Below are 22732 nucleotides of genomic sequence, written 5' to 3'. Positions count from 1 at the left end.
GCTCCGGCTCGCCGGCGTGCGCGTCGCCCGGCGGCGGGCGGCCGCGGTGCCAGGCGGAACCTGGGTCTGTTACGCTCGCGCCGGTGGTCAAGCAGTTCGATCCGCTCGACAAGACCTTGCTCGGCGAGGGGGTGACGGCGACGCCGACGACGGCCACGCCGGGGACGATCCCGGACTCGGGCGAGCTCTACGCCGGGCGTTATCGGGTCGAGCGGCTGGTCGGTCGCGGTGGGATGGGGGCGGTGTACCGCGCCGTGGACGCGATGGTCGGCGACGTGGTCGCGCTCAAGGTGCTCGACATCGAGATCACGCGCGCCCCGGAGCAGCTCGAGTGGTTCCGCCGCGAGGTCCGCCTGGCGCGCCGGATCACCCACCCCAACGTCGCGCGCACCCACGACATGGGCGAGGCCGGCGGGACGCACTTCATCACGATGGAGTTCATCGAGGGCACGACGCTGCAGGACGTGCTGCGCGTGCGCGAGGAGGGCGAGCGGCGGCGCCTGGCCTTGGAGCCGGCCCGCACCGCGCGGGTGATGCTGGCGGTGTGCGAGGGGCTGGCGGCGGCCCACGCGGCCGGGGTGGTCCACCGCGACCTCAAGCCGGCCAACATCCTGATCGAGAACACCGGGCGGGTGGTGCTGACCGACTTCGGCATCGCCCGCGCGCTGACCGACGAGGGCGGGCGCACGCAGGGGCTGGTCGGGACGCCGCTCTACATGTCGCCCGAGCAGGTCGCCGGCAAGCCGGTCGACACCCGCACCGATGTCTACGCGGTCGGTCTGATGCTGTTCGAGATGCTGACCGGGGCGCTGCCGTTCGCCGGCGACGGGCGCGCGTCGGGGCCGGTGTCGCCGCTGACGGTCGCGCTGGCGCGCCTGACCGAGCCGCCGCCCGACCCGCGGACGGTGCGGCCCGACCTGCCGCCGGCGCTGGCCGAATTGGTCCTTGAGTGCATGTCCCAAGAGCCAGGTGGTCGGCCGGCCACGGCGGCGGCGGTGGCGGAGCGGCTGCGGGCGTGGCTGGTCAGCGTCGGCGAGTCGGCGGCGCCGCAGGCCGGGGCGCCGCTGCTGGCGGCGATGGCGGCGGCGGCCCACCGCGAGGCGACGACGATCATCTCGACCGGGGGAGCGTTGACGCCGAGCGCGACGACGGCCCCGGCCCCGTCGACGCTGGCCAGCGGGCGCCTGGGCTCGACGTCGGGCGGGCCGCCCGGCGGCGGGACCGGCGTGGGCCGCTCGATGCTGCCGACGTCGGCGATGCGCTCGCTGGCGCCGGTGCCGTCGACCGAGCGGGCGCTGGCGGTGCTGCCGTTCCGCTATCAAGGCCCGCCGGACCAGAGCTACCTCGGCGACGCGCTCAGCGACGAGCTGATCGACGTGCTGTCGCGGACCCGCGGGCTGCGGGTGCTCGGCAGCGGGGCGACCGCGCAGTACCGCGACAACCGCGACCCACGGGCGATCGGCACCAACCTCGGGGTCGACGCGGTGGTCGACGCGACGGTGCAGTGCTCGCCGACGCAGATCCGCGTGCTCGCCCGCCTGGTCGAGGTCGCCACCGGCACGCAGCTGTGGAGCGACCGGTTCGAGAGCCGCATCGAAGACGTGTTCGAGATGCAGGACCGCATGAGCAAGCGGATCGCCGAGGCGCTCCGCGTCGAGCTCAACACCGTCGCCGCCCGCGGCGACGCGCCCGCGGAGGCGGTGGCGCTGTACCTGCGCGCGCGACGGAAGATCACCAGCCTGCACATCCTCGGCGAGGACGGGGCGATCGAGCTGCTCGAGGCGTGCATGCAGCTGGCGCCCGGGTTCCGCCCGGCGCTGGCCAGCTACGCGATCGCCTGCATGCGCGCGTGGTTTTTGCCGGCGTTCTCCGAGGCGCCGGTCGACCGCGACTGGGCCGCCGAGGCCCGTGACGCGCTGGCCCGCGCGCTGGCCGACGCCAGCGATCTGGCCGAGACCCACCTGGCGAAGGCGATGCTGGCGGTGCAGACCGGCGAGTGGCGCGACGCGGTGCAGGCGCTGGTCAAGGCGCTGGAGATCGCGCCGACCTACGCGCACGCGCACCAGTACCTGGCACAGCTGCAGGTCGAGGCCGGCAACACCCGCGAGGGCGTGTCGCGCGCCCGCCTGGCGGTCGACCTCGAGCCGCGCCTGTTCGTCGGCCTGTTCGACGTCGCCCGCGTCCACGCGCTGCGCGGCGAGCTGGTCGAGTACGAGGAGATCCTCAAGCGCATCGAGGCCGACGCCCGCTACCGCAACCCGACGACGCAGATCCGCCTGCGCGTGGCCGGCTGGTACGGCGACCTCGACCGCGTCCGCGATGTGCTCGATTCGCTCCGCGACGAGGCGTTGGTCGGCTTCGCCAAGTTCTCGGTCGGCTACGCCCGGGGCCTGCTCGGCGAGCTGTCGAAGGCCGAGCTCGACGCGTACGTCCTCAGCATCGTCGCCGACGGGGTCAGCCCGCGCCTCTACTCGCTGATCTGCCAGCTCGCGGTCGAGATCTACTGCGCCCGCGGGTTCTATGAGGACGCGCTGGTGTATTTTCAGAAGGCGGCCGACTCGGTGCTCATCGACGTCGAGTGGATCGACCGCTGCCCGTCGCTCAAGCCGCTCGCCAAGCTGCCGGGGTTCGGGGACGCCCGGCGCAAGGTCAAGGCGCGCGTCGAGTCGATGTGGAGCGTTTAAACTTTCGGGCATGCTCTCGGGGGCATGTTTTTGGGAACATGTCCTCGGGAGTATGTCCTCGGGGGCATGTTCTCGCGGGAGTTGGTGAGTCGCTTCGCATATTGCCGCCTGCGCCTCGCGGGGGGGTCCGGGGCAGGGCCGGCCGCGAGTTAACCGGCGGGATGGTCGCTCGTTCCTCGCACCCATCCCGCCTCTAATTCGCGGCCAGCCCTGCCCCGGACCCCCTGGCACGGCTGCAGCCGTGAGAGGCCGCCGCGCCACCCCCGGCTCCGATGCGGGCGTGCCGACGGGCCGCGCTTGCGGGGCGGCTGTTCGACGGCCAGGCTGGCCGCCGAACAGCCGCTATCTCGCGTCCTTTCGGCCCGTCACTCTTCGCGGAGGAATTCGCCTTCGATGGGATGGGTGTCCTCAAGACCGCCGAGGCCGAAGCGGGCGGCGGCGCTGGGCCGGGTCAGCGGGTGGCGTTGCGCTGGTCGGGGCCGAGGCCGAAGCGGGCGGCGGCTCTGGGCCGGGTCAGCGAATGGCGTTGCGCTGGGCGGGGCCGAGGCCGAAGCGGGCGGCGGCGCTGGGCCGGGTCAGCGGGTGGCGTTGCGCTGGTCGGGGCCGAGGCCGAAGCGGGCGGGTCAGCCGCCGGCTTCGCACTGGTCGGGGCCGAAGCCGAAGCAGGCGCCGAAGCTGCCGCGGCTGTTGCAGTGTTTGATGCACACGGCTCCTTCGCCGCACACGTCGCCGCCCCAGCCGAGGCAGGTGCCGCCGCCGTCGCGCGAGATGCAGCGGCGGGCGCAGGCGACCGAGGGGCCGCAGACGTCCTGGCCCCACATGGTGCAGTCGCCGTGGGTCGAGCGCGTCAGGCAGCGCTGGGTGCAGGCCATGCTGGGGCCGCACGCGTCGGGGCCGTAGGCCATGCAGGTGCCGTTCTGGGCCCGCTGGATGCAGTGCTTGGCGCACTTGTAGCGGGTGCCGCAGGCGTCGCGGTCGTAGGCGAGGCAGATGCCGTCGGTGCTGCGCTCCTTGCACCGCACGGCGCACGCGTAGGCCTCGCCGCAGGCGTCGGCGCCCCAGGTGTGACAGTCGCCGTAGGTGCTGCGGACGGCGCAGTCCTTGGCGCACACCGCGTCGGGGGCGCAGAAGTCCTGGCCATAGGTGACGCACTCGCCCTGGACGTCGCGGCCCTGGCAGGCGAACACGCAGCGCAGCTGATCGGCGACGCACGAGCCCTGGGCGCAGGTGAAGCCGCTGGGGCAGTCTCCCGGCTTCTGGCAGCTGCCGGCGCGCGAGTCGCCGACCGGCACGACACCGACGAACAAACCGAGGAAGAACGCTGCCACCAGAGATAAGCGAGGCACGACGCGCTCAGCGTAGCAGGCGAAGATGCCGGGTTCACGCGGCGGGCGAGGACGCGCCAATTACACGCGGCCGCTCGTGCGCTCCGCGCGGTCGGCGGCGCTGGAGGGGCCACGGTCAGGGCCGGCTGGGAGGGGCGGCCCAGGGCCAGGAGAAGGCGATCAGCCCGAACCACATCAAGGAGATCAGGACGAGCAGCATGAGGCCGATGATCCCGCTCGGGTAGTAGCCCCAGCTCCGGCTGTGCTGATACGCCGGCAGCGTGGCGAGGAGCGCGATCGCAAGAAGGATGACGAGCCAAAATCCGACCATGACAAAGTCTCCGGGCAGGCGGCCGACGCATGGCGCTCGCTCGCCGCCTCGCCCCCGTGGCATCGAGTGAATCGATCGTTCGGCGACCGTGCCGACGTGACGCGAGCATCACCGCGGAGGTTGAATGATGATCTCGACGCGTCGATTGTTGGCTCGGCCCTCGGCGGTGGCATTGGTGGCGACCGGCTGGGACTCGCCGAGGCCGCGGGCCTCGATGCGCTCGGCCGGGACCCCGTGAGCGACCAGGAAGTCGCGGACCGCCTGCGCGCGCGCCTCCGAGAGCTTCTCGTTGAAGGCCGCGCTCCCCTTCGAATCGGTGTACCCCTCGACGACGAAGGTCGCGCCGGGATCGGCGGCGACCAGGGCCTCGGCGACCTGGGTGAGGCGCGAGGTCGCCGAGGGCAGCAATTCGGACTTGCCGCTGGCGAACAGGACGCTCCCGGAGAGGGTGACGACGGTCCCGCGCGCCTCGTTGCGGACCGCGGCGATCTCGGCCAGGGCGGTGATCGCCATCGCTGCGCGCCGTTCGGCCTCGGCTCGCAGCTCCTGCTCGGTCGCCAGCCGGGACGCGTTGGCGGCGTTCTCCGCCTGCTCGGCCGCGAGGGCCTCGCGGGCTCGCCACAGCTCCGCGTTCCGGGCGGCCTCGACCTGATCGGCGGCGCGGGCCATTACCATGGCGAGCTCCGCCTTCCGCGTGGCGATGTAGGCGCGGTCGCGCGTCTTCGGAGTGTCGCCCTCGACGACGTACGAGCGCTCGGCGCGGGTCAGCGACCGGCGCGCTTCGTCGAGCTCCGCCGGGGTCTCCTGCCGGGTCGACGGATCGGCGGCCGCTCGCTCATACGACGCGCGGGCCACGCGGAGCTCTTGCGGGATCTGCTTGGCGCAGGCGTTCGGGACGAGCAGCGCCGCGATGAGAATGAGCGATCTTTGTGACACGATGACCTCCGCTCGGATCAGGGGTTCGGCGCCGCCGCGCCCTGGGTCGCTGCCTGTTGGGCCGCTCGTCGGGCCTCGTGCGCCCGGACGAGCGCGATCGCCAGCGCCGCGTCGCTCTCGGCCCGCTCGGCCATGAGTCGGGCCCGCTCGTGCTTCCTGTTGACGAGCAGCGCCCGGGCCCAGGCGACCTCGTGCTTGGCGGCTTCGAGGGCCTTCGCCGCCTCCGGCACCTGCGCCGCGCCGAGCTTCTCCGCGGTCTTCACCGAGTCGATCGAGGAGTTCAGCGCTTGCCTCGGCGCTGCGGTCGAGCATCCGACGGAGAGGAAGACGAATGCGAGGCTGATGAATGTCGCTCTCATACGCAGCCCACTATGACATGAGCGCGATCGCAATCAACCGGACGCGACGGCGGCGACGAACGACGCATCCTCGCCGCCGGTCGGAGACAGCGAACGGCCGAGCCGCAGAAGTAACGCTCGCGCTCGCATGAGCCTCCTCCGCGCGAGGACGAAGTGAAGCCTACCCATGCGCGAGCGCGACGTCCGGGCGGACGGCCGCGAGGGCCTGCTGCCGTACAGACGGCTCGGCGAAGCGAGCGGCGGGGCAGCGAGCCGCCGGGCGGCGCGGCGAGCAGGCGCGTCGCCAATTCGTCGCGCGGAGAGACACGCCGAACTGATGCGAAAGAGGTTACGCCCGCGGGCGGCCGTGGCGGCCGAGCGGGTGAGCGACGCACTTCGCGGGAAGGACATGCGGTGATTTTTTTCCGCCAGCGATTCGAGGCCAGACCTGGTCGCGGAGCAGGCGAGCGAAGCTCGACGACAATAAGTATATGCGGTGATTGACGAAAGCGTCGGCTCTGCGGCCAGCCCCGGCCGCGGAAGAGGTGAGCGAGGCTCGTCGTGGGAAGGACGCGCCGTGAATGGCGCGTGAAGGCCGCTGTTCGGCGGCCAGCACTGACCGTCGAACAGGCGAGCGAAGCTCGTCGAGCGGAAGGACGCGCCGTGAATGGCGAGAGAAGGGGGCTGTTCGGAGACCCGTTCTGACCGTCGAACAACGTCGGACATGAGGGTGTCACGCGGTCGTCGCCGGCGAGCGAAGCTCGTCGAGCGGAAGACACGCCGTAGATGACGAGAGGAGGCGTCTGATCGGCGGCCAGCCCTGGCCGTCGAACACGCGAGCGAGGCTCGTCGAGCGGGAAGGACACGCCGTCAATGACGAGAGAAGGCGTCTGTTCGGCGGCCAGTCCTGGCCGTCGAACAGGCGCCCGACGATCTGCCCCAAAGACATTTGTCCAGCGGAGCCGGGGACGGTGGTCGGCCTCTCACGGCTGCAGCCGTGCCAGGGGTCCGGGGAAGGGCCGGCCGCGAATTAGAGGTGGGATGAGTGCGAGGAACGAGCGCTCGTCCTGCCGGTCAACTCGCGGCCGGCCCTTCCCCGGACCCCCGCGAGGCGCAGTCGGCATTATGCGGAGCGACAACCCTCAATCTGCGCGAAGCGACCACCCCGAAGCTGCACGAGGCGAAAGCCCCGAAACTCCGCGAAGCGACGGCCCCGAATCTGCGCGAGGCGACGGCTTTCAATCTGCGCGAAGCGACAGACCCACCCACGAATCTCTGCCAGGAATCACCCCGGCACGAATCAGGCTCAGGTCTGCGGTAATTGAGCCACCGGCGCCGCCGCCAGCGCCGTCGCGTCGCGCTCGCGCAGCATCTCCGCGAAGCGCCCGTCGTACATCGCCCGCAGCTCGCGGTTGAGCTGGCGCGGATCGATCTCGCGGCCGGCCGTCTCGATGACCGGGAAGAACTCGACGCGGAAGGCCCCGCGGCGGTCGGGCACCTCGTGCCACGGCTGGTGCTTCATCAGCATCGGCGGGTTCACCGAGATGAACGCCGGCACGATCGGCACTCCTGCGCGCACCGCCGCCTCGACCGCCCCGCGGCGGAAGCGACGCATCTTGCGCTCCCACGAGCGCGACGCCTCCGGGAAGATCACCAGCGCGTGGCCGGCCTGCAGGTGCGCCACCATGCGGTCGACCACCGCCGGCATGTCGCCGTCCGAGCCTGCATCTTGCGACATGTCCGAAGAGCCGTCCGTCAGCGCCGCCGTGCGGTCGGCCCCGGGGATGTGGTTGGCGTAGCGCATCAGCACCCGCAGCATCCACGAGCTGTACCAGTGCGGTTTGACCACCGAGGACAGCCCGGGGGTCAGGCCCATCAGCAGCAGCGTGTCGATCAGCGACGGGTGGTTGGCGATCAGCACGTAGCCGCCGGAGCGCGGGAAGTCGGGCGGCAGCTCCGGGCGGGTGTATTCGATCAGCCGGACCAGGTGGAGGAAGCCGATGAAGCCGCGGTAGATCGCGCAGATGATGCGCTCGATCCGTCGCCGCTTGACCTCCGGGCTGCCGGGCCACATCGCCAGGATCGGCAGGCCCAGCCAGCCGGCGATGCAGCCGAACGAGAAGAAGCCGACGAACGCGAAGCCGGTCAGGGGGATGCGCAGGAACTTGGGCACGCGAAGGGACTGCCTGATGGGCCGGGGGAGGGGGCGAGGGGCAAAGGCGCGCCTCGCCGGATGTGGCCCGCGGCCGGTTAGTCGACCCGGCCGAGGATGAGGCTCGTGTTGACGCCGCCGAACGCGAAGTTGTTGCTCATGATGACGGCGGGGCGGACGTCACGGACCTCACGGACGTAGTCGAGGTCGGCGCAGCGGGGGTCGACCTCGACGAGGTTGCGCGTCGGCGCGAGGAAGCCCTCGCGCAGCATGGCGATCGAGAAGGCGGCCTCGATCGGCCCGCAGGCGCCCATGGTGTGGCCGGTGTAGCTCTTGGTCGAGGACACGGCGACGGGGCGGCCGAACACCTCGCGGGTGGCGTTGCTCTCGGCGACGTCGCCGATGTCGGTGGCGGTGCCGTGGGCATTGACGTAGTCGACGCGGTCGGGGGCGAGGCCGGCGTCGCGCAGCGAGCGGTGCATCGCCTCGCGCATGCCCTGTTCGGACGGGGCGGTGATGTGGAGGCCGTCGCAGTTGGTGCCGTAGCCGAGGACCTCGGCGTAGATCGTCGCCCCGCGCTCGCGCGCGCGCTCGTACGACTCGAGCACCACGGTCGCGGCGCCCTCGCCGACGACCAGGCCGTCGCGCTTGGCGTCGAACGGCCGCGGGCTGAGGTCGGGGCGCGCGTTGTAGTTCGTCGAGGTGGCGAACATCAGGTCGAAGGTGACCGCGGTCGTGTAGTGCATCTCGTCGGCGCCGCCGGCGATCATCACGTCCTGCAGGCCGTACTTGACCGCCTCGTAGGCGGTGCCGATCGCCTGGGCTCCGCTCGCGCAGGCCGAGGTCACCGGGACCACGCGCCCGCGGATGCCGAAGAACTGGGCCAGGTTGGCGGCGCAGGTGTGCGGCATGAACTTGAGGTAGCTGGTCGACTGCAGGCCCTTCATGCTCATCGTCGTGAGCAGGGTGGTGCAGAACTCCGCCAGCGCCTCGGACGAGCCCGAGTTGGAGCCGAACGACAGGCCGGTGACGCCCGAGCCGAGGGTCTCCTCGTCGAGCTTCGCGTCGGCCAGCGCCTGCTCGGCGCTGTAGGCGGCCAGCAGGGCGACGCGGCCCATGGTGCGGACCTTCTTGCGGTTCCAGCGGCGCTCGAGCTCGAGGCCGCTGACGACGCCGGCCAGGCGCGTCCGCATCTCGCCGACGCGGTCCCACTCGGGCATGGCGACGATGCCGTGCCGGCCGCTGCGCAGCGAGGCGCCGACCTCGGAGAAATTGTGGCCGATCGGACAGGCGATGCCGACGCCGGTGATGACGACGCGACGCGGGTTCATGACGCGGACTCCCCCCCCATGACGAGGCGGTCGAGGCGAGGGCTGCCGGGTGTCCCGGGGGACAGGTCGCCGCCGGATGTCCCGGAGGACAGGTTGCTGCCGGCCGTCGTGGCCGGCGAGGCGGCCGCGAACTCGGCCGGGTCCCCGCGCAGGACGGTGACGGCGCCGGTGGCCAGCCGCTCGTCGCCGCGCGACAGGACGCACTGGTACTGCGCGACCGGACCGCTGGCCCACTGCTCGCGGCAGTGGACGTCGACGACGTCGCCGACGCGCAGGTGCGACACGGCGAGCTCGACGTCGCGGGCGCCGAGCAAGAGGCCGCGGAACGGCCCGCCGCCGCCGCTGCGGGCCTTGTAGGCGAACAGGGCGGCGACCGCCTGGGCGAAGTACTCGACGGCGATCAGCGAGGAGACCCGCCCGCCCTCGACGAACGGCGCGCCCGCTCGCACCGTCGCGCGGCAGGTCACCGACTCGACCTCCGCCGCCGTGAGCGCGTCGAGCAGCAGCATCGGCGGGCGATGCGGCAAGATCTCGTCGAGCGGCGGGAAGGCCACGGGCCCGTCACTCCTGGGTCGGCGGCACGCTGGCGCTGCGGAGCTCGGACTCGACGAGGTTGACGATGTCCTCGACGGTGCGGATCTTCCGCGCGACCTGGACGTCGATCCGGCGGCCGGTGACCTCGTGGAGCTCGACGAACATGTCGATGGCGTCGATGCTGTCGAGGTCGAGGTCCTCGAAGAGCCGGGATTCGGGGCGGATGTCGTTCGGGTCGAGCTCGAAGCTCTTGACCAGGATCCCGACGATCCGATTGTAGATTTCCGCGCGCGTCATGCTGGGGGTCGTTCGGCGAATGGTACTTGCAGGGCCCGGGGAGGTAAAGGCGCTCCCCGGGGGGGCCCGGGCTCGGCGGCTCAGGCGAGGGGTTCTTGGAGCATGAACTCGTACAGGGGCAGGGTGGGGGCCTCTCGCTGCGGCACGACCCCCAGATCCTGCAAGATGGCGAGGCCGCGGTCGCGGGTGCCGTTGAAGATCGCCTCTGTGGTGCGCATCACCTGCCGCCGCGGCCGCGGCGCGAACATGTCGTCCACGAAGTCGACCAGGTCGAGCTGATAGCAGAAGTGACCGAGGTTCTTGCGGTAGTACCCGCCGCGCGCGTGCATCTCGCGCTCGATCTGCTTGAAGAAGCGGGCGAAGTTCTCGAGCCCCTGGAGCACGAACTCCTTGCGCCGCAGCTCGCCCTTCAAGTAGCGCAGGTCGAGGTGCTGGTCGGTGAAGAACGGCGCCGCCCACAAGTTGTAGTAGCAGGCGATGTCGAAGTCCCACTTGAGCTTGAGCAGCTCGTAGCTGCCGAGCACCGAGTAGAGGTCGCGGTACAGCAGCACGGTGGCGGCGAACCGGAACTGCATGAACTCGTCGTAGGCGTCGGAGCGCTCGCGGATGTCGGCGCGGCTCTCGCCGGCGGCGTCGCGGGCGATCGTGTCGACGATGAAGTCGCTCTCGATGGCGATGAAGTCGCTGCCCGGGCTGTAGAAGGGGTCGGTGAAGGCGGCGGCCTCGCCGAGGAGGAACCACCGATCTTCGCCGCGGAAGAACCGCTTGGTGCCGTAGGCGAGCTGCTTGTACGAGAGGATGTCGATCAGCTCGGCCTGGCCGCCGCGCAGCAGGTCCCACACGGCGCGGTGGCCCTTGAGGAACTCGAGGAAGCCCTCGGGCTTGCGCCAGGCGTCGCTGAACTGGGCCTTCTCGCCGACCCAGCCGACGCTCATGACCTCCTGGCCGAGCGGGATGAACCAGATCCAATAGCCCGGGTAGCAGAAGTGATTGGTGCTGAGGAAGCGCGCGGTGTTCTGCACGCGACCGCGCCACTCGGGCGGGCCCATGTCGTCCATGTCGGCGTGGCCGCGGAACCGGCCCCACACGGCGCTGATCGGCAGGTCGGTCGGGACGCGCAGGTCCTGGTCGCGGGCGACCAGGCTGGCGCGGCCGCTGGCGTCGATCAGCCACTTGCAGCGCCACCGGGTCTGCTGCTCGCCCTCGGTGACGGTGAACTCGTGCATCCCGGGCCCGTCCTCGGCGCTCGGGGAGAGGGCGAGGTCGTGGGCCTTGGCGCCGAGGTGGACGTCGACGCCGGCGTCCCGGTTCATGCGCAAGAGGTCGTTCTCGAGGCGGGCCCGGTCGAGCTGGAACGAGGGCAGGCGCAGCAGGTGGCGGCTGCCGAGCTCGGTCATGTCGAACAGGTCGGCGTTCTTCTCGGGGGTGTCGAAGAAGAAGCGGAGGCCGTTCTTGGGCAGCTGGTGCTGGTAGAGGTACGAGGTGAGGCCGAGCCGCCGGGTGAGGTAGTTGCCGGCGATCTCCACCGAAGACTCGCCGACCTTGAAGGAGCCCTGCGTGCTCTTCTCGAACAGCGCGACCGACAGGCCGGGGACCTGGCGACGGAGTTGACGGGCGATCAGATTGCCTGCGAGGCCGCCGCCCAGCACGGCGACGTCGACGGTTCGAACTGCTTCCACAAGTCCTCCGGGAGGTGATGACATAGCCGATGGACGGCGCCGGCGCTCAACCCTGCGACTCGGCCGCCGTGGCAAAGGTCATGACCCCGACCGTGCAGGCCTGACCTTCCCGATCGATCTGGAAGTGGACCCGCGGCGCCTCCTCCCCGCGCTCGAGCTCGACGGTGAGCTCCAGCGCGTCGCCAGGGGCGATCGGCTGCTTGAATTTGAGCCTGCCGATCCGCGTCGGCTCGCCGAGCTCGGGCCACAGCGCCCGCACCCGGTCGAGCACCAGAGCCACCAGCTGGGCCACCCCGGGCAAGAGCGGCTCGCCCGGGAAGTGGCCCGCGAAATAGAGCAGGTCGGCGGGGACGCCGACGGCGAAGGTCGCGGTCTCCCCGCCGGCGGTGTCGCTGCGCCGCACCAGCTCGAGGTCGAAGCGCTCGCGCATCAGCCGAGGTCGCCGAGGCCGATGACGTCGGCCATGGTGTAGAGGCCAGGCGCCCTGCTGGCGACCCACCGGGCCGCCCGCAGGGCCCCGCGGGCGAAGATCGCCCGGTCGAAGGCGCGGTGGGTCAGCTCGAGCCGCTCGCCCTCGGCGAGGAACATGAGGGTGTGCTCGCCGATCGAGTCGCCGCCGCGGACCGCCGCGACGCCGATCTCGCCGCGCTCGCGCGGGCGGGCGTGCTCCCCGGCCCGGTCGGTGCGCATGACGCCCTCGAGGTCGCGGCCGGTGGCCTTGGCCACGGCCTTGGCGATCCGCAGGGCCGTCCCCGAGGGGGCGTCGCGCTTGTGGCTGTGGTGGATCTCGAGCAGCTCGGCGTCCCAGCTCTCGCCGAGCGAGCCGGCGACGAGGCCGGCGATCCGGGTCAGCAGGGTGACGCCGACGCTGAAGTTGGCGGCGCTGACGATGGCGATCTCGCGCGAGGCGGTGCGCAGCAGCTCGCGGGTGGACTTCTGCAGGCCGGTGGTGCCGAGCACCAGCGGCACGCCGGCCTCGACGCAGCGGCGGATGTTGGCGTCGGTCGCGTGGGCCAGCGAGAAGTCGACGACGACGCTGTTGCGCCGCGGCCGGAGCTCGTCCACCACGGTCACGCCGATGTCGTGCAGCCCGGCGAGCCGCCCGGCGTCCTGCCCGAGCCCGGCGCCGCCCTCGCGGTCGACCGCGGCCTCGAGGATCATGGAGTCGCTGAGCACGATCTCGCGGATGAGAGTCTTGCCCATGCGCCCGCGGGCGCCGACGATGCTGATGGGGACGAGGCGTTCGGTCGTCATGGTGGTGGCGGCTGGCCTTTGGGACCTGTCTTTTAAGACAGGAGACCGAGGGTGCGCAAGGTGTCGGCCAGACCCTCGCGGGCGGGGCGGTCGAGCGGGACGAGCGGGAGGCGGAGGTCGTCGCTGCAGCGGCCCTGCAGGGCCATCGCGGCCTTGACCGGGATCGGGTTGGGCTGGCTGAACAGGGCCCGGGCCAGCGGGTAGTGGCGGTCGTGCAGCGCGCGGGCCTCGTCCCAGCGGCCGGCCGCGGCGGCGTCGCACAGCCCGGCGACCCACTGCGGGGCGACGTTGGAGGTGACCGAGATGACGCCGTGGCCGCCGAGCGCGAGGAACGGGAAGACGGTGAAGTCGTCGCCCGAGAGCAGGGCGAAGTCGCGGCGCTTCGCCAGCAGCTCGCGCAGCCGCGCGGCCCGGTTGAGGTCGCCGGTGGCCTCCTTGATGCCGACGATCTTCGGGTCGTCGGCCAGCGCGGCGACGGTCTCGGGCAGGAGATCGCAGCCGGTCCGCCCGGGCACGTTGTAGACCACCACCGGTAGCCCGCTGGCCTCGGCGATGGCGCGGAAGTGGGCGACGAGGCCGGCCTGGGTCGGCTTGTTGTAGTAAGGAGTGACCTGCAGCGTGCCGTCGGCCCCGGCCGCCTTGCAGGCCCGGGCCAGCTCGATGGCGTGCGCGGTGTCGTTGGCGCCCGCGCCCGCGAGCACGGGGACGCGCCGCCGCGCGGTCTTGACGGTCAGCTCGACCACGCGGACGTGCTCGGCGGCGCTCAGGGTGGGCGCCTCGCCGGTGGTCCCGCACGGCACGAGGCCGTGGATCCCCGCGGCGATCTGCGCCTCCACGAGGGCGACCAGGGCGGGCTCGTCGAGCTCGGACGCGCCGCCGGCGGTGCGCCGCATGGGAGTGATCAGGGCGGTGATGGCTCCGCGGAACATGAGCGGGCGGACACTAGCACAGGCACCCCGGCGCGCGCGCGTCCGCGGGCGCGTACGGGGGCGGCCGGGCGCGAACGTTGGGCGCGCCGCCACCCCCGCAGGGCAGGCTACGGGCCCGGAGGCGGGGGCCAGGAGATCGCTTCGTGGACGGCGAGGACCTGCAGGCCGTCGGCGGCGAGGCGGGCCAGGCACAGGCTGGCGCTGGCGGGGCTGGGGCGCGGACCGCCGGCGATCGGGAAGGTGTGCTCGCCGGCCTCGGCGCGGCAGCGGGTCGAGGTGATCCAGGTGCTCGTGCGGCCGGGCAGGGCCGGGACGGCGCGGAAGACGGCGAGGATCAGGTGCAGCGCGGGGTCCGGCGGGGCGTCGTGCCAGCGGACGACGACGCCGCGGCCGGGCTGGAAGGCGGCGTAGAGGCGCGCGCGCGAGCGCTGGGCCAGGCGGTCGGCGAGCGCGAGGGCGTGGCCGTGCAGCGGATCGGCCGCCAGCACGCGGGCGACGACGCGGCGGGCCTGCTCGAGGTGGTCCTGCTGCATGTACAGCTGGGCCAGCGTGGCGCTGACGAGGGCGGGCGCGTCAGACATGGTCGTCGTCCCAGGTCGAGGCGGCGCCGAGGACCGCGTGGGCCAGCCAGGCCGGGGTGAGGAGCGGGCGCGCGACCTCGATGTCGCGGGCGATCTGCGCGACCAGAGCGGAGGCGGAGGGGAACCGCTCCTCCGGGCGCAGGCGGGCGGCGAAGGCGACCTCGACCGGGCGGTCGTAGAGCGACTGGCCGAGGTCGACGTCGAGCGCGTGAACTTCGAGGGTCTGGGCCCCGCCGTCGCCGAAGGTCGGGTTTTGACCCAGGTTCATGACGGCGGGCCAGATCGTGCCGGCGTCGGGGTCGGGGGTGACGAGCGCGAGCGCGCCGGCGTAGACGCCCGGCGGGGGCAGCAGCGGGTTGCGGACGGCGACGTTGGCGGTCGGGAAGCCGAGGCCGCGGCCGCGCCGGGCCCCGGAGACGACCAGGCCCTCGACGCTGTAGGCGCGGCCGAGCATGGCCGCGGCCGCGGGCAAGTCGCCGCGCGCGACGGCGCGCCGGATCCCCGAGCTGCCGAGCTTGGCCTGGGCAGGGTCGGAGGGCAGGCTGACCTCGGCGACGACCTCGACGCGGACGCCGGCCGGGTCGAGCACGCGGCGCAGGTCGTCGGGGCCGCCGGCACGGCCGGAGCCGAAGCGGAAGTCGGGGCCGACGACGACGGCGGCGGGCTGCAAGCCCGCGAGCAGGAGGCGCTCGACGAAGGCGTCGGGGCTGGTGTCGGCGAGGGCGCGGGTGAACGGGAGGACGACCAGGCTGTCGACGCCGAGAGCCGCGGCGACGCGGGCGCGCTGGGCCAGGGTCTGCAGCCGCAGCGGGGCGCGCTCGGGGGCGAGGACCTCGGCCGGGTGCGGGTCGAAGGTGACGAGGGCGACGCGGGGCGCCAGGACGGCCGCGCGGCGCAGGAGCGCCTGGTGGCCGAGGTGGAGGCCGTCGAAGGCGCCGATGCACGCTGCCGTGCCGGGGGGAAGGGGCGTGGGCTGCCGCAGGAGGCGCATGGCGACCGGCGGCGAAGCTAGCACGCGCGCGGGGGCGCGGAGCGCGGGCGGCGCGGGGCTTGGCTCACGCGCGACGGGGCCGGGACGGGGTCGGCGGGCGATCGGGGCGCGAACGGCTGGCGGGCGCGAGGACGAACGCTCGCCGGTGCGGGGTGGGACGCGGGCCGGGCAGGGCTGCTCGGCGGGCGACGGAAGGGTCGTGTGGGGGACTCGCTCGAACCGACGACTTTCTCCTGGAGCTCCGCTCCGTGGATTCGGAGCGGCCGGGCTTGTCGGGAACGCGAGGGGTCGACTCCTTCGCGCGTCGCAGCTCGCCTCGGCGGGCGCCCGGACGACCTTTCGCCAGAGAGGCGGCTCGCCGTCACGCTACAGGCGCGCCGGGGGGCCGGGCTTGTCGTCGCTCGCTTCAGCCGCGAGAAGGTGTAGGGTTGGAGCATGCCGCGGCTGTCGCTCGGGCTCTGGTTGGTCCTCGTATTCGCCTGCGGGGAGTCTCCCCGCGAGGTGTACACGCAAGGCATGAAGGCCGAAGGCGAGGCCGAGCGCGGCCCGTGCAAGCTGGTCTTCGATCCGCAGATCGGGCAGAACGTGATCTCGGGCGACCAGATCCAAAGCTGTCTCAAAGGCCAGGAAGAGGCGCTCGCGCTGTACGACAAGGCCTCGGCGCTCGGCCTCAAGGACCTCGACTTCGAGCGGACGCGCGAGCGGGCGCGCGAGCGGGCCAAGCGGCTGCAGGGCATGCTGACGACGCTGCGGGAGCTCGAGCAGCCCGAGTACCCGGGCGGCAAGGCGCCCTGAGCGGCTCGCGGCGCCGAGCGAGCTGTTCGTGGCGAGCGAGCCATGCTGACGAGGCTGCGGGAGCTCGAGCAGCCCGAGTACCCGGGCGGCGAGGCGCCCTGAGCGGCTCCCTGGCGCGGAGCGAGCTGGGCCGTGCCGAGCGATCCGCGAGCACGCGACGGGAGGCGCTCCTGCGCAGTTGGTATGGAGGGCGGCGACGAGTCGCCCCGCCTGGGCCCGGTCGACGCGGGGCGCTCGTCCTGCGCCGGCCGATGAAGCGGGGCCCAGTCGTGAGCCCTGGCGCGGGCACGGCTGGGGTCGGTGCCCGGGCGTCACGGGCCGGCGTGCGCTCGGCGTTGTGGCTCGACGCGTCAGGGCAGCGCGCCGCCCTCGATCCAGCGGACGATGGCCAGCATCTCCGGGTAGGGCAGCGGGGCGTCGGGGGGCATCGGGTCGCCGCGGACGCCGTGCAAGGCCTGGCCGTCGTCGTCGCGCAGGAGCACCTGCACGAGGAAGCTCTCCGAGGGGCGGCGGGGGACGACCATCGGGAAGCCGGTCGACTGCCGGCGGGTCGGCAGGACCAGGCCGGCGAACGCGTCCTGCGGCGACGACAGGTCGAGGCGCTCGTAGGCCAGGTCGTCGGGGTCGCGGTGGCAGCTGCAGGCGGGGTTGTTGGCCGAGAACACCTGCCCGGGCGCGAACAGGTCGGTCAGCGTCGGCGCCGGCTCGGGCGGGTCGGTCTTGTCGTCGTCATCGGGCTCGCGGACGTAGAACTGCAGGATGAAGAGGGGGCCGCCGTCGTCGGCGACCCACCCGGGGGTGGTGACGTCGAGCTGTTCGCCGGCCCAGCCGACCGCCGAGGGGGCCAGGCGGACGCGGTGGAGCACGCCGGGGACCAGCGGCTCCTTGGCGCGGAGGGACACCACGCTGCCGGGGCACCACGGGGCCTCGGCGGTGCCGCTGCTCTCGCCCGGCGGGCGCCAGGCGAACAACTGCAGGTCGAGCTGGGTGTCGAAGGTGACGAGGCCGGAGCGCAGGGAGGCGTCGAGGTCGTCGAGGGCGCGCGGGTCGAGGGTGCCGGAGAAGCAGAAGTCGATCTGGGCCCCGGGAGGCACGTCCTCCGCCATCGGGCCGGGGATCGTCTCGAGGATCTCGAGCCGCTCGGAGATCGGCTCGAAGCGCGGCGTGTCGCTGACGCGGGTGCAGGCGAGGCCCGTTGCGAGCGCGATCCCGGGGGCGAGGCGGGCGGCCGGGCGCGCGGAGAGCGGCCGCTGGCGGCGTGACGACATCGGCTCGCAGCGTACCCGTCAGCGCCCAGCAGAACCAGGAGCGACCGGGCCAGCCAGGAGGGCTTTTCCCCACGGCGTGCAGGGACTCGGCCGCCGCGGCCGCACCACCGAAATCGCCTACAGAAGTAGCGTGCAGGGCGGCGCTGTCGGGGCCTGACGGCGGAGGTCGGCTTGTTGACCCTTTGCGCCGGCCCCTGGTATCGTCGCCGCGATTTCGGCAGTCGCCGCGCCCGCCCGGGCAGACCCCGGCTCCTTTATGGCCCCCTCGGGCCCGGGGCCGGACCCTACGACCCCCTCCAAACCGACGCCTGCCACGATCTCGAACCAGGGAGCCTTCTGGTGCTGCGAACAACGCGATTCGTCAAGCTGATCCCCATCGTCGTCGCGGCCGCGTGTACCGCGGGCTGTGGACCCTTTGGGTACCTCAAGAAGGTGGCCAAGGAGTCGACCCGGGCGGTGGCGGACGCCGAGGCGGCCGGCGCCGAGGAGAACGCCCCCTATGAGTACTGGGGCTCGGTGACCTACCTGGAGCAGTCGAAGATCTTGATGGGCTACAGCGAGTACGAGCGCTCGTTCGACTACGGCGAGCGCGCCAAGCAGCTCGCCGAAGAGGCGAAGAAGAAGGCCGAGATGCGGCGCAAGGGGCAGATGGACCAGCGCGCCGAGGGCGTGGCGACCCCCGACGAGGTGCCGGCCGGCACGCCGACCGACGGCAAGGCGGCCGGTGACGGCACGGCGAGCGGCTCGACGGGGGCGGGCGGCGCCAAGGGCGAGGTCAAGGCCGGCGTGTCGGTCGGAGGTGGCAAGTGAACCGCCTTACTGTTTGTGTCGTCGCCACGGTGGCGAGCTCGTTCGTCGGGCTCGGGTGTCTCGGCGAGCGCCTGCTCGGCAAGGTCCAGGGCACCGACACGGTGCTGCAGGGCGCGATCGCCGACGGCTCGAAGTCGATCGGCTGCGCGCCCAAGGAGACGGCCATCGCCGAGGCGAACATCCGCTTCTCGCGCGACGCGCTGGCGATGGGCGAGTACTACCGCGGCAAGGACCACGCCGAGAAGGCCGAGCTGTACACCCAGCTCGCGCGCAAGAAGACCGACCCGGTCCGCTGCAAGGACCCGAACGTGGTCAGCCGGCCGCCGGTCGGCGCCAACGACCGCGACTGGGACGGCTACGACGACATCGCCGACAAGTGCCCGGACGACCCGGAGGACTTCGACAGCTTCGAGGACGACGACGGCTGCCCCGACAAGGACAACGACAAGGACGGGGTCCTCGACGCCGACAAGCTGACGAAGGACGAGGTCCGCAAGTCGTACACCTGGTCGACCAACGACAAGAAGACGGAGAACGGCCGCGAGGTCGACTGCCGCAACGAGCCGGAGGACGTCGACCAGTTCGAGGACGAGGACGGCTGCCCCGACCCGGACAACGACCGCGACACGCTGCTCGACGTCAGCGACAAGTGCCCGAACGACCCCGAGGACTTCGACAGCTTCGAGGACGAGGACGGCTGCCCCGACGTCGACAACGACAAGGACAAGATCCTCGACGCGGCCGAGCTCGTGCGCAACGCCGACGGCACCTACAACTGGGTCAACAAGGACAAGAAGACCGAGAACGGCGTCGAGGTCGACTGCCGCAACCTGCCGGAGGACTACGACGGCGTCGAGGACACCGACGGCTGCCCGGACGTGCTGAAGATCGACAACTGCCAGATCAAGCTGAGCGACAAGATCTACTTCAAGTTCAACAAGTGGGACATCGACCCGAAGAGCTTCAAGGTGCTCGACGAGGTCAAGGACACGCTCAACGCCGCGCCGGACATCAAGATCTTCATCGAGGGCCACACCGACAGCAAGGGCTCCGACAAGTACAACAAGACCCTGTCGCAGAAGCGCGTCAACAGCGTGCGCGACTACCTGGTCAAGGCCGGCATCGACACCGCCCGCCTCGAGCCGATCGGCTGGGGCGAAGAGAAGCCGATCGACAGCAACAAGACCAACGAGGGCCGCGCCAACAACCGCCGCGTGGAGTTCAACCTCAAGGACTGCAAGAAGACCATCCAGTGATCGGCGCCGCGCGCCGAAGCCCCTGGACACCCAACGCCGGCTCCGAGCCGGCGTTCGGCTAGAAGGAGCCCGAGATCCTGTGCGAACGCAGACCCTCGTCCGTCCCCGTCGACTCGTCGACCCGCGCCGCCCTGCGGGCCTGCTGTCCGCCGCCCTGTCGTTGGCGGTGATCCTGTCCTCCGGGACAGCCCTCGCCGACTCGCGCGACGATCTCAAGGCCGCCTACAACAAGGCGCTCGGGCAGTACAACAACCTCGAGCTCGACCCGGCGCTCGCGGCCCTCGACCAGGCGCTCGCCGGCACCGCCGCCGACGACCCGGCCACCGCGCCGCTGCGGATGCTGCGGGCGGTCATCATCTTCTCGAACTCCGGCAACAAGAACGAGACCACCGCGGCGTTCGTCGACGCCGTCAAGGCCGACTACAACGTCGCCCTGCCGACCGAGCTGCGCTCGCCCGACCTGCAGAAGCTGCTCGACAAGGCCCGCAAGGACTCCGGCGCGTCCGCGCCCAGCGAGTCGATCCGCCACACCTCGCCGTCGATCGACGGCTGCGGCCAGGACCTCAAGTTCGAGGTCCTCACCTCCGGCATCCCCGACGGCGGCCAGGTCGGCCTGTACTGGCGCAACGTCGGCGACTCCGGCGAGTTCAAGTCGGTGACGATGGACGCCTTCGGCAACATCGCCACCGCCTCCGTGCTGGCCTCGGAGCACGGCGACAAGCCGGTCGAGTACTTCGTCTACGTCTACGACGGCGCCAACAAGGCGCTCGGCAACAAGGGCGCGCAGGACAACCCGCTGGTGGCGGAGGTCAAGTGCGTCAAGGAGGAGCCGAAGCCGAAGGAGCCGGAGAAGCCGCCGCCGCCGAAGCACTCGCTGCCGAAGATCTTCATCAACATCGGCCTCGGCACCGGCGTCGGCATCGCCCGCGGCGTGGCCGACCAGACCTACAGCCAGTACACCCCGGCCGGCAACTTCAACTACGGCCTCAAGGAGTTCGCCTGCGCGCTGGCACGCTGGAGCAGCGGCACCGGCGACCTGCCCGGCGACCCGATCCAGTACCAGACGCAGATGGGCCCGACGGTGATGGCCTACGGCGCGCCCTACAGCGTCGAACAGCTCGCCATGGCCTACAACGCCGGCGAGTGCTCGGCCCACCACAAGGTCAGCACCGGCATGGCCTCGGCGCCGTTCCACATCGCCCCGGAGATCGGCGGCCGGATCGGCAAGAAGCTGGTGCTGTCCGGCTTCCTCCGCATCCAGGCCGTCACCGGCTCCAAGGTCTACCGCGACGACCCAAAGGCCTCGCTGCCCGACTCGTACGTCAACGACGTCACGAACCTCAACCCCGAGGGCATCCGCAGCAAGCCGGGCATCACGATGGCCGGCGGCCTCAAGATCAAGTACTTCCTCGGCTCCGACGAGAAGAAGTTCCGCCTGTTCGTCGGCGGCTTCCTCGGCGGCGGCTTCACCCGCCTCCGCGTCCCGATGGGCTTCGCCAACGACCGCAACGGCAACAGCGTGCCCGACGACAAGGAGGCCGCGTACGAGGGCGGCGGCGGGTGCACCGCCGTGTGGCCGTACCAATACAACTGCTCCGAGCCGGGCTCGATGGCCAGCACGGGGGCGATCCAGCAGGCCGCGGCGGTCACCGCCAACGCCGACAAGTCGCAGCGCATCGACACCGTCCGGATCGGCGGCGGCATGCTCGGCGGCGTGTTCGGCTTCCACTGGCAGGCCGCCAAGCACTTCGGCCTGTTCGGCGAGCTCCAGGTCGGCGTGTGGTTCCCCCGCACCACCAGCCTCCTCCTCGACCTCAACGTCGGCCCGGTCTTCACCTTCTAAATAAGGGTCAGGTCCCGAGGGACAGGACAAAAGGGACATGTCCGTCGGGGCATGTCCCTTCGTCGCGTAAAGCGTCCGACGAGCGTTCCACCGGCCTCGTCGCCGCCGCCCGGCGCGGGCGCGGCGGTGGGCGCGGCGTGAGGACCGGACAGCGGGACGCCCTCGCCGTGTCGACGATGGGCGAGCGGCCACGGACACGCGGCGGAGCGGGTCCTCGCGCGCGCGTCAGCCCTGGCGCAGCAGCGGGGCGGCCAGCGCCAGCGCGGCGGTCACGGCCAGGGTGGCAGACGCGGCGTAGCAGACCAGGGCGACCTGACCTGTCCTTCGAGACAGCCACTGCAGGGCCGCGTCCTCCTCCGCCTCCGCGAGCCGGCGCAGCGTCGCGGCCAGCTCGCCGCCGCGGTCGGCCGCCAGGACCGCGCGCGCGAACCCGGCCGGCAGCCCGGCCTCGGCCAGCGCCGCCCCGAGCTCGCCGCCCTGAGCCACGCCCGCCCGGGCCCGCTGGGCCGCCTCCGCCAGCTCGCGGTCGCCGGCCTCCCACCCCGCCAGCTCCAGCGCGACCTGCCGCGGCGCCTCGGCCGTCGCCAGCAGCGCGAGCGCGCGGGCGAAGCGGGCCAGCGCCAGGCGCCGCAGCGCCTCGGCCAGCCCGGCGGTGAGGCCGAGCGCGCCGGCTCGCAGCGACGGGAACGCGGCGAGCAGCGCCGCGGCGACGACGACGGCGGCCGCGAAGAGACCTGTCCCGAGAGACAGCCACGGCGCGACCGCCAGGACGTCCGCCGCCGCGCCGGTCGGCAGCAGGTCGAGGCGGCGGTAGAGGCCGCCGACGGCCGGGACCAGCACCAACGACAGCGCCGCGGCCCCGCCGAGCAGCACCGCGACGGCGGCGACCGTGCGGACCGCCGCCGCGCGCACGGCGAGCCGCGCCGCGTCGGCCTTGGCCAGCAGCTCGATCAGCGCGGCCAGCGTGGCGTCGAACAGGCCGCGCGCGTCGGCCTCGCCCAGCGACCGGGCCGCGAGCGCGCCGAAGGTGGCCGCGTGCTGGGCGAACGCCTCGCCGACGCCCGCGCCCGACTCGACCGCGAGCTGGGCCGCGTGCAGCGCCCGGGCGACCGCGCCGCGGCTGCTGCGGGCCCCGAGCTCGAGCGCCTCCGCGGCCCCGACCCCGGCTGTCCTCAAGGTCAGGAATTGCCGCAGGGCCGGCAGCAGGGCCTCCGCCGGGGCTTCGGCCAGGCGGGGCGCGCCGCGGCGGGCGCTGCGGTCGACGCGGGTGACTCGCAGGCCGCGGCGGCGCAGCGCCTCGATCACCTGGACCTCGTCGACGCCGGCCAGCTCGCCGCCGCGGATCTCTCCGGCGCTGGTGCGAGCCTCCCACACGAACAGCGGCATACCTGTCCCTCG

Annotated in this window: 21 protein-coding genes; 5 read left to right on the top strand and 16 right to left on the bottom strand. The window is 72.3% G+C overall.

Annotation, left to right across the window (positions count from 1 at the left end):
• Nucleotides 1-83: 83 nt before the first annotated feature.
• Nucleotides 84-2684 carry a serine/threonine-protein kinase gene (locus NAEX_RS15290; protein ID WP_245913724.1) on the top strand — a complete coding sequence of 867 codons (2601 nt, stop codon included), beginning with the start codon at nt 84-86 and terminating at the stop codon, nt 2682-2684.
• Nucleotides 2685-3307: 623 nt separating this feature from the next.
• Here the strand turns inward: NAEX_RS15290 and NAEX_RS15285 are convergent.
• From NAEX_RS15285 to ribF, 14 genes are all read right to left on the bottom strand, one after another.
• Nucleotides 3308-4030, bottom strand: coding sequence for a hypothetical protein (locus NAEX_RS15285; protein WP_143141302.1), 723 nt, complete (start codon nt 4028-4030; stop codon nt 3308-3310).
• Between the two features lie 115 nt (nt 4031-4145).
• Complete coding sequence (locus NAEX_RS15280) at nt 4146-4340, bottom strand: DUF3309 family protein (RefSeq protein WP_096328229.1); 195 nt, start codon at nt 4338-4340, stop codon at nt 4146-4148.
• Nucleotides 4341-4448: 108 nt separating this feature from the next.
• Entirely contained in the window at nt 4449-5276 is an 828-nt protein-coding gene (locus NAEX_RS15275) for an OmpA family protein (protein ID WP_275937604.1), read from the bottom strand.
• A 17-nt stretch (nt 5277-5293) separates the two neighbouring features.
• On the bottom strand, nt 5294-5539 hold the full coding sequence (locus tag NAEX_RS52920) for a hypothetical protein (RefSeq protein ID WP_245913723.1): 246 nt from the start codon (nt 5537-5539) through the stop codon (nt 5294-5296).
• 1381 nt (nt 5540-6920) lie between these two features.
• Nucleotides 6921-7787 carry a lysophospholipid acyltransferase family protein gene (locus tag NAEX_RS15265; protein ID WP_096328227.1) on the bottom strand — a complete coding sequence of 289 codons (867 nt, stop codon included), beginning with the start codon at nt 7785-7787 and terminating at the stop codon, nt 6921-6923.
• Nucleotides 7788-7864: 77 nt separating this feature from the next.
• Nucleotides 7865-9097 (bottom strand): beta-ketoacyl-ACP synthase, encoded by a 1233-nt coding sequence (locus NAEX_RS15260; protein WP_096328226.1) that lies wholly within the window; start codon nt 9095-9097, stop codon nt 7865-7867.
• Nucleotides 9094-9651 carry a hotdog family protein gene (locus tag NAEX_RS50190; RefSeq protein WP_096328225.1) on the bottom strand — a complete coding sequence of 186 codons (558 nt, stop codon included), beginning with the start codon at nt 9649-9651 and terminating at the stop codon, nt 9094-9096. The genes NAEX_RS15260 and NAEX_RS50190 overlap by 4 nt, the downstream gene beginning before the upstream one ends.
• Nucleotides 9652-9658: 7 nt before the next feature.
• Entirely contained in the window at nt 9659-9928 is a 270-nt protein-coding gene (locus NAEX_RS15250; protein WP_096328224.1) for an acyl carrier protein, read from the bottom strand.
• An 80-nt stretch (nt 9929-10008) separates the two neighbouring features.
• Nucleotides 10009-11607: an NAD(P)/FAD-dependent oxidoreductase gene (locus tag NAEX_RS15245; RefSeq protein ID WP_170135734.1), complete on the bottom strand. Its 1599-nt coding sequence runs from the start codon at nt 11605-11607 to the stop codon at nt 10009-10011.
• A gap of 46 nt (nt 11608-11653) precedes the next feature.
• A complete protein-coding gene (locus NAEX_RS15240) occupies nt 11654-12037 on the bottom strand; it encodes an ApeI family dehydratase (RefSeq protein WP_096328222.1) in 384 nt (127 codons plus the stop codon).
• Entirely contained in the window at nt 12037-12861 is an 825-nt protein-coding gene (gene dapB, locus NAEX_RS15235) for a 4-hydroxy-tetrahydrodipicolinate reductase (RefSeq protein ID WP_096328221.1), read from the bottom strand. The genes NAEX_RS15240 and dapB overlap by 1 nt, the downstream gene beginning before the upstream one ends.
• 32 nt (nt 12862-12893) lie before the next feature.
• Nucleotides 12894-13790: a 4-hydroxy-tetrahydrodipicolinate synthase gene (gene dapA, locus NAEX_RS15230; RefSeq protein ID WP_096328220.1), complete on the bottom strand. Its 897-nt coding sequence runs from the start codon at nt 13788-13790 to the stop codon at nt 12894-12896.
• 107 nt (nt 13791-13897) lie between these two features.
• A complete protein-coding gene (locus NAEX_RS50185) occupies nt 13898-14371 on the bottom strand; it encodes a hypothetical protein (protein ID WP_096328219.1) in 474 nt (157 codons plus the stop codon).
• Nucleotides 14364-15362 carry a riboflavin biosynthesis protein RibF gene (gene ribF, locus NAEX_RS15220; RefSeq protein WP_096328218.1) on the bottom strand — a complete coding sequence of 333 codons (999 nt, stop codon included), beginning with the start codon at nt 15360-15362 and terminating at the stop codon, nt 14364-14366. Before ribF ends, NAEX_RS50185 begins: the two co-directional genes overlap by 8 nt.
• Nucleotides 15363-15797: 435 nt before the next feature.
• Between ribF and NAEX_RS15215 the strand changes: the two genes are divergently transcribed.
• Complete coding sequence (locus NAEX_RS15215; RefSeq protein WP_096328217.1) at nt 15798-16157, top strand: hypothetical protein; 360 nt, start codon at nt 15798-15800, stop codon at nt 16155-16157.
• A gap of 350 nt (nt 16158-16507) precedes the next feature.
• Here the strand turns inward: NAEX_RS15215 and NAEX_RS15210 are convergent, their stop codons facing one another.
• Entirely contained in the window at nt 16508-17425 is a 918-nt protein-coding gene (locus tag NAEX_RS15210) for a hypothetical protein (RefSeq protein WP_096328216.1), read from the bottom strand.
• Between the two features lie 339 nt (nt 17426-17764).
• Between NAEX_RS15210 and NAEX_RS15205 the strand changes: the two genes are divergently transcribed.
• The 3 genes from NAEX_RS15205 to NAEX_RS15195 all read left to right on the top strand — a co-directional run bounded on the left by NAEX_RS15205 (nt 17765) and on the right by NAEX_RS15195 (nt 21334).
• Entirely contained in the window at nt 17765-18235 is a 471-nt protein-coding gene (locus tag NAEX_RS15205) for a DUF4398 domain-containing protein (RefSeq protein ID WP_096328215.1), read from the top strand.
• Nucleotides 18232-19491, top strand: a complete 1260-nt coding sequence (locus NAEX_RS15200) for an OmpA family protein (protein ID WP_143141300.1) — start codon at nt 18232-18234, stop codon at nt 19489-19491. Before NAEX_RS15205 ends, NAEX_RS15200 begins: the two co-directional genes overlap by 4 nt.
• Nucleotides 19492-19570: 79 nt before the next feature.
• Nucleotides 19571-21334: a hypothetical protein gene (locus NAEX_RS15195; RefSeq protein ID WP_143141299.1), complete on the top strand. Its 1764-nt coding sequence runs from the start codon at nt 19571-19573 to the stop codon at nt 21332-21334.
• Nucleotides 21335-21559: 225 nt separating this feature from the next.
• On the opposite strand, the gene NAEX_RS15190 is transcribed toward NAEX_RS15195, so the two are convergent.
• Nucleotides 21560-22720, bottom strand: coding sequence for a type II secretion system F family protein (locus NAEX_RS15190; protein ID WP_096328212.1), 1161 nt, complete (start codon nt 22718-22720; stop codon nt 21560-21562).
• Between the last annotated feature and the right edge of the window lie 12 nt (nt 22721-22732).

The sequence above is a fragment of the Nannocystis exedens genome, from assembly GCF_002343915.1.
Taxonomy (GTDB): Bacteria; Myxococcota_A; Polyangia; order Nannocystales; family Nannocystaceae; genus Nannocystis; species Nannocystis exedens.
Note: the sequence above shows the minus strand (reverse complement) of the source record. Positions and strands in the feature narration are given on the sequence as shown.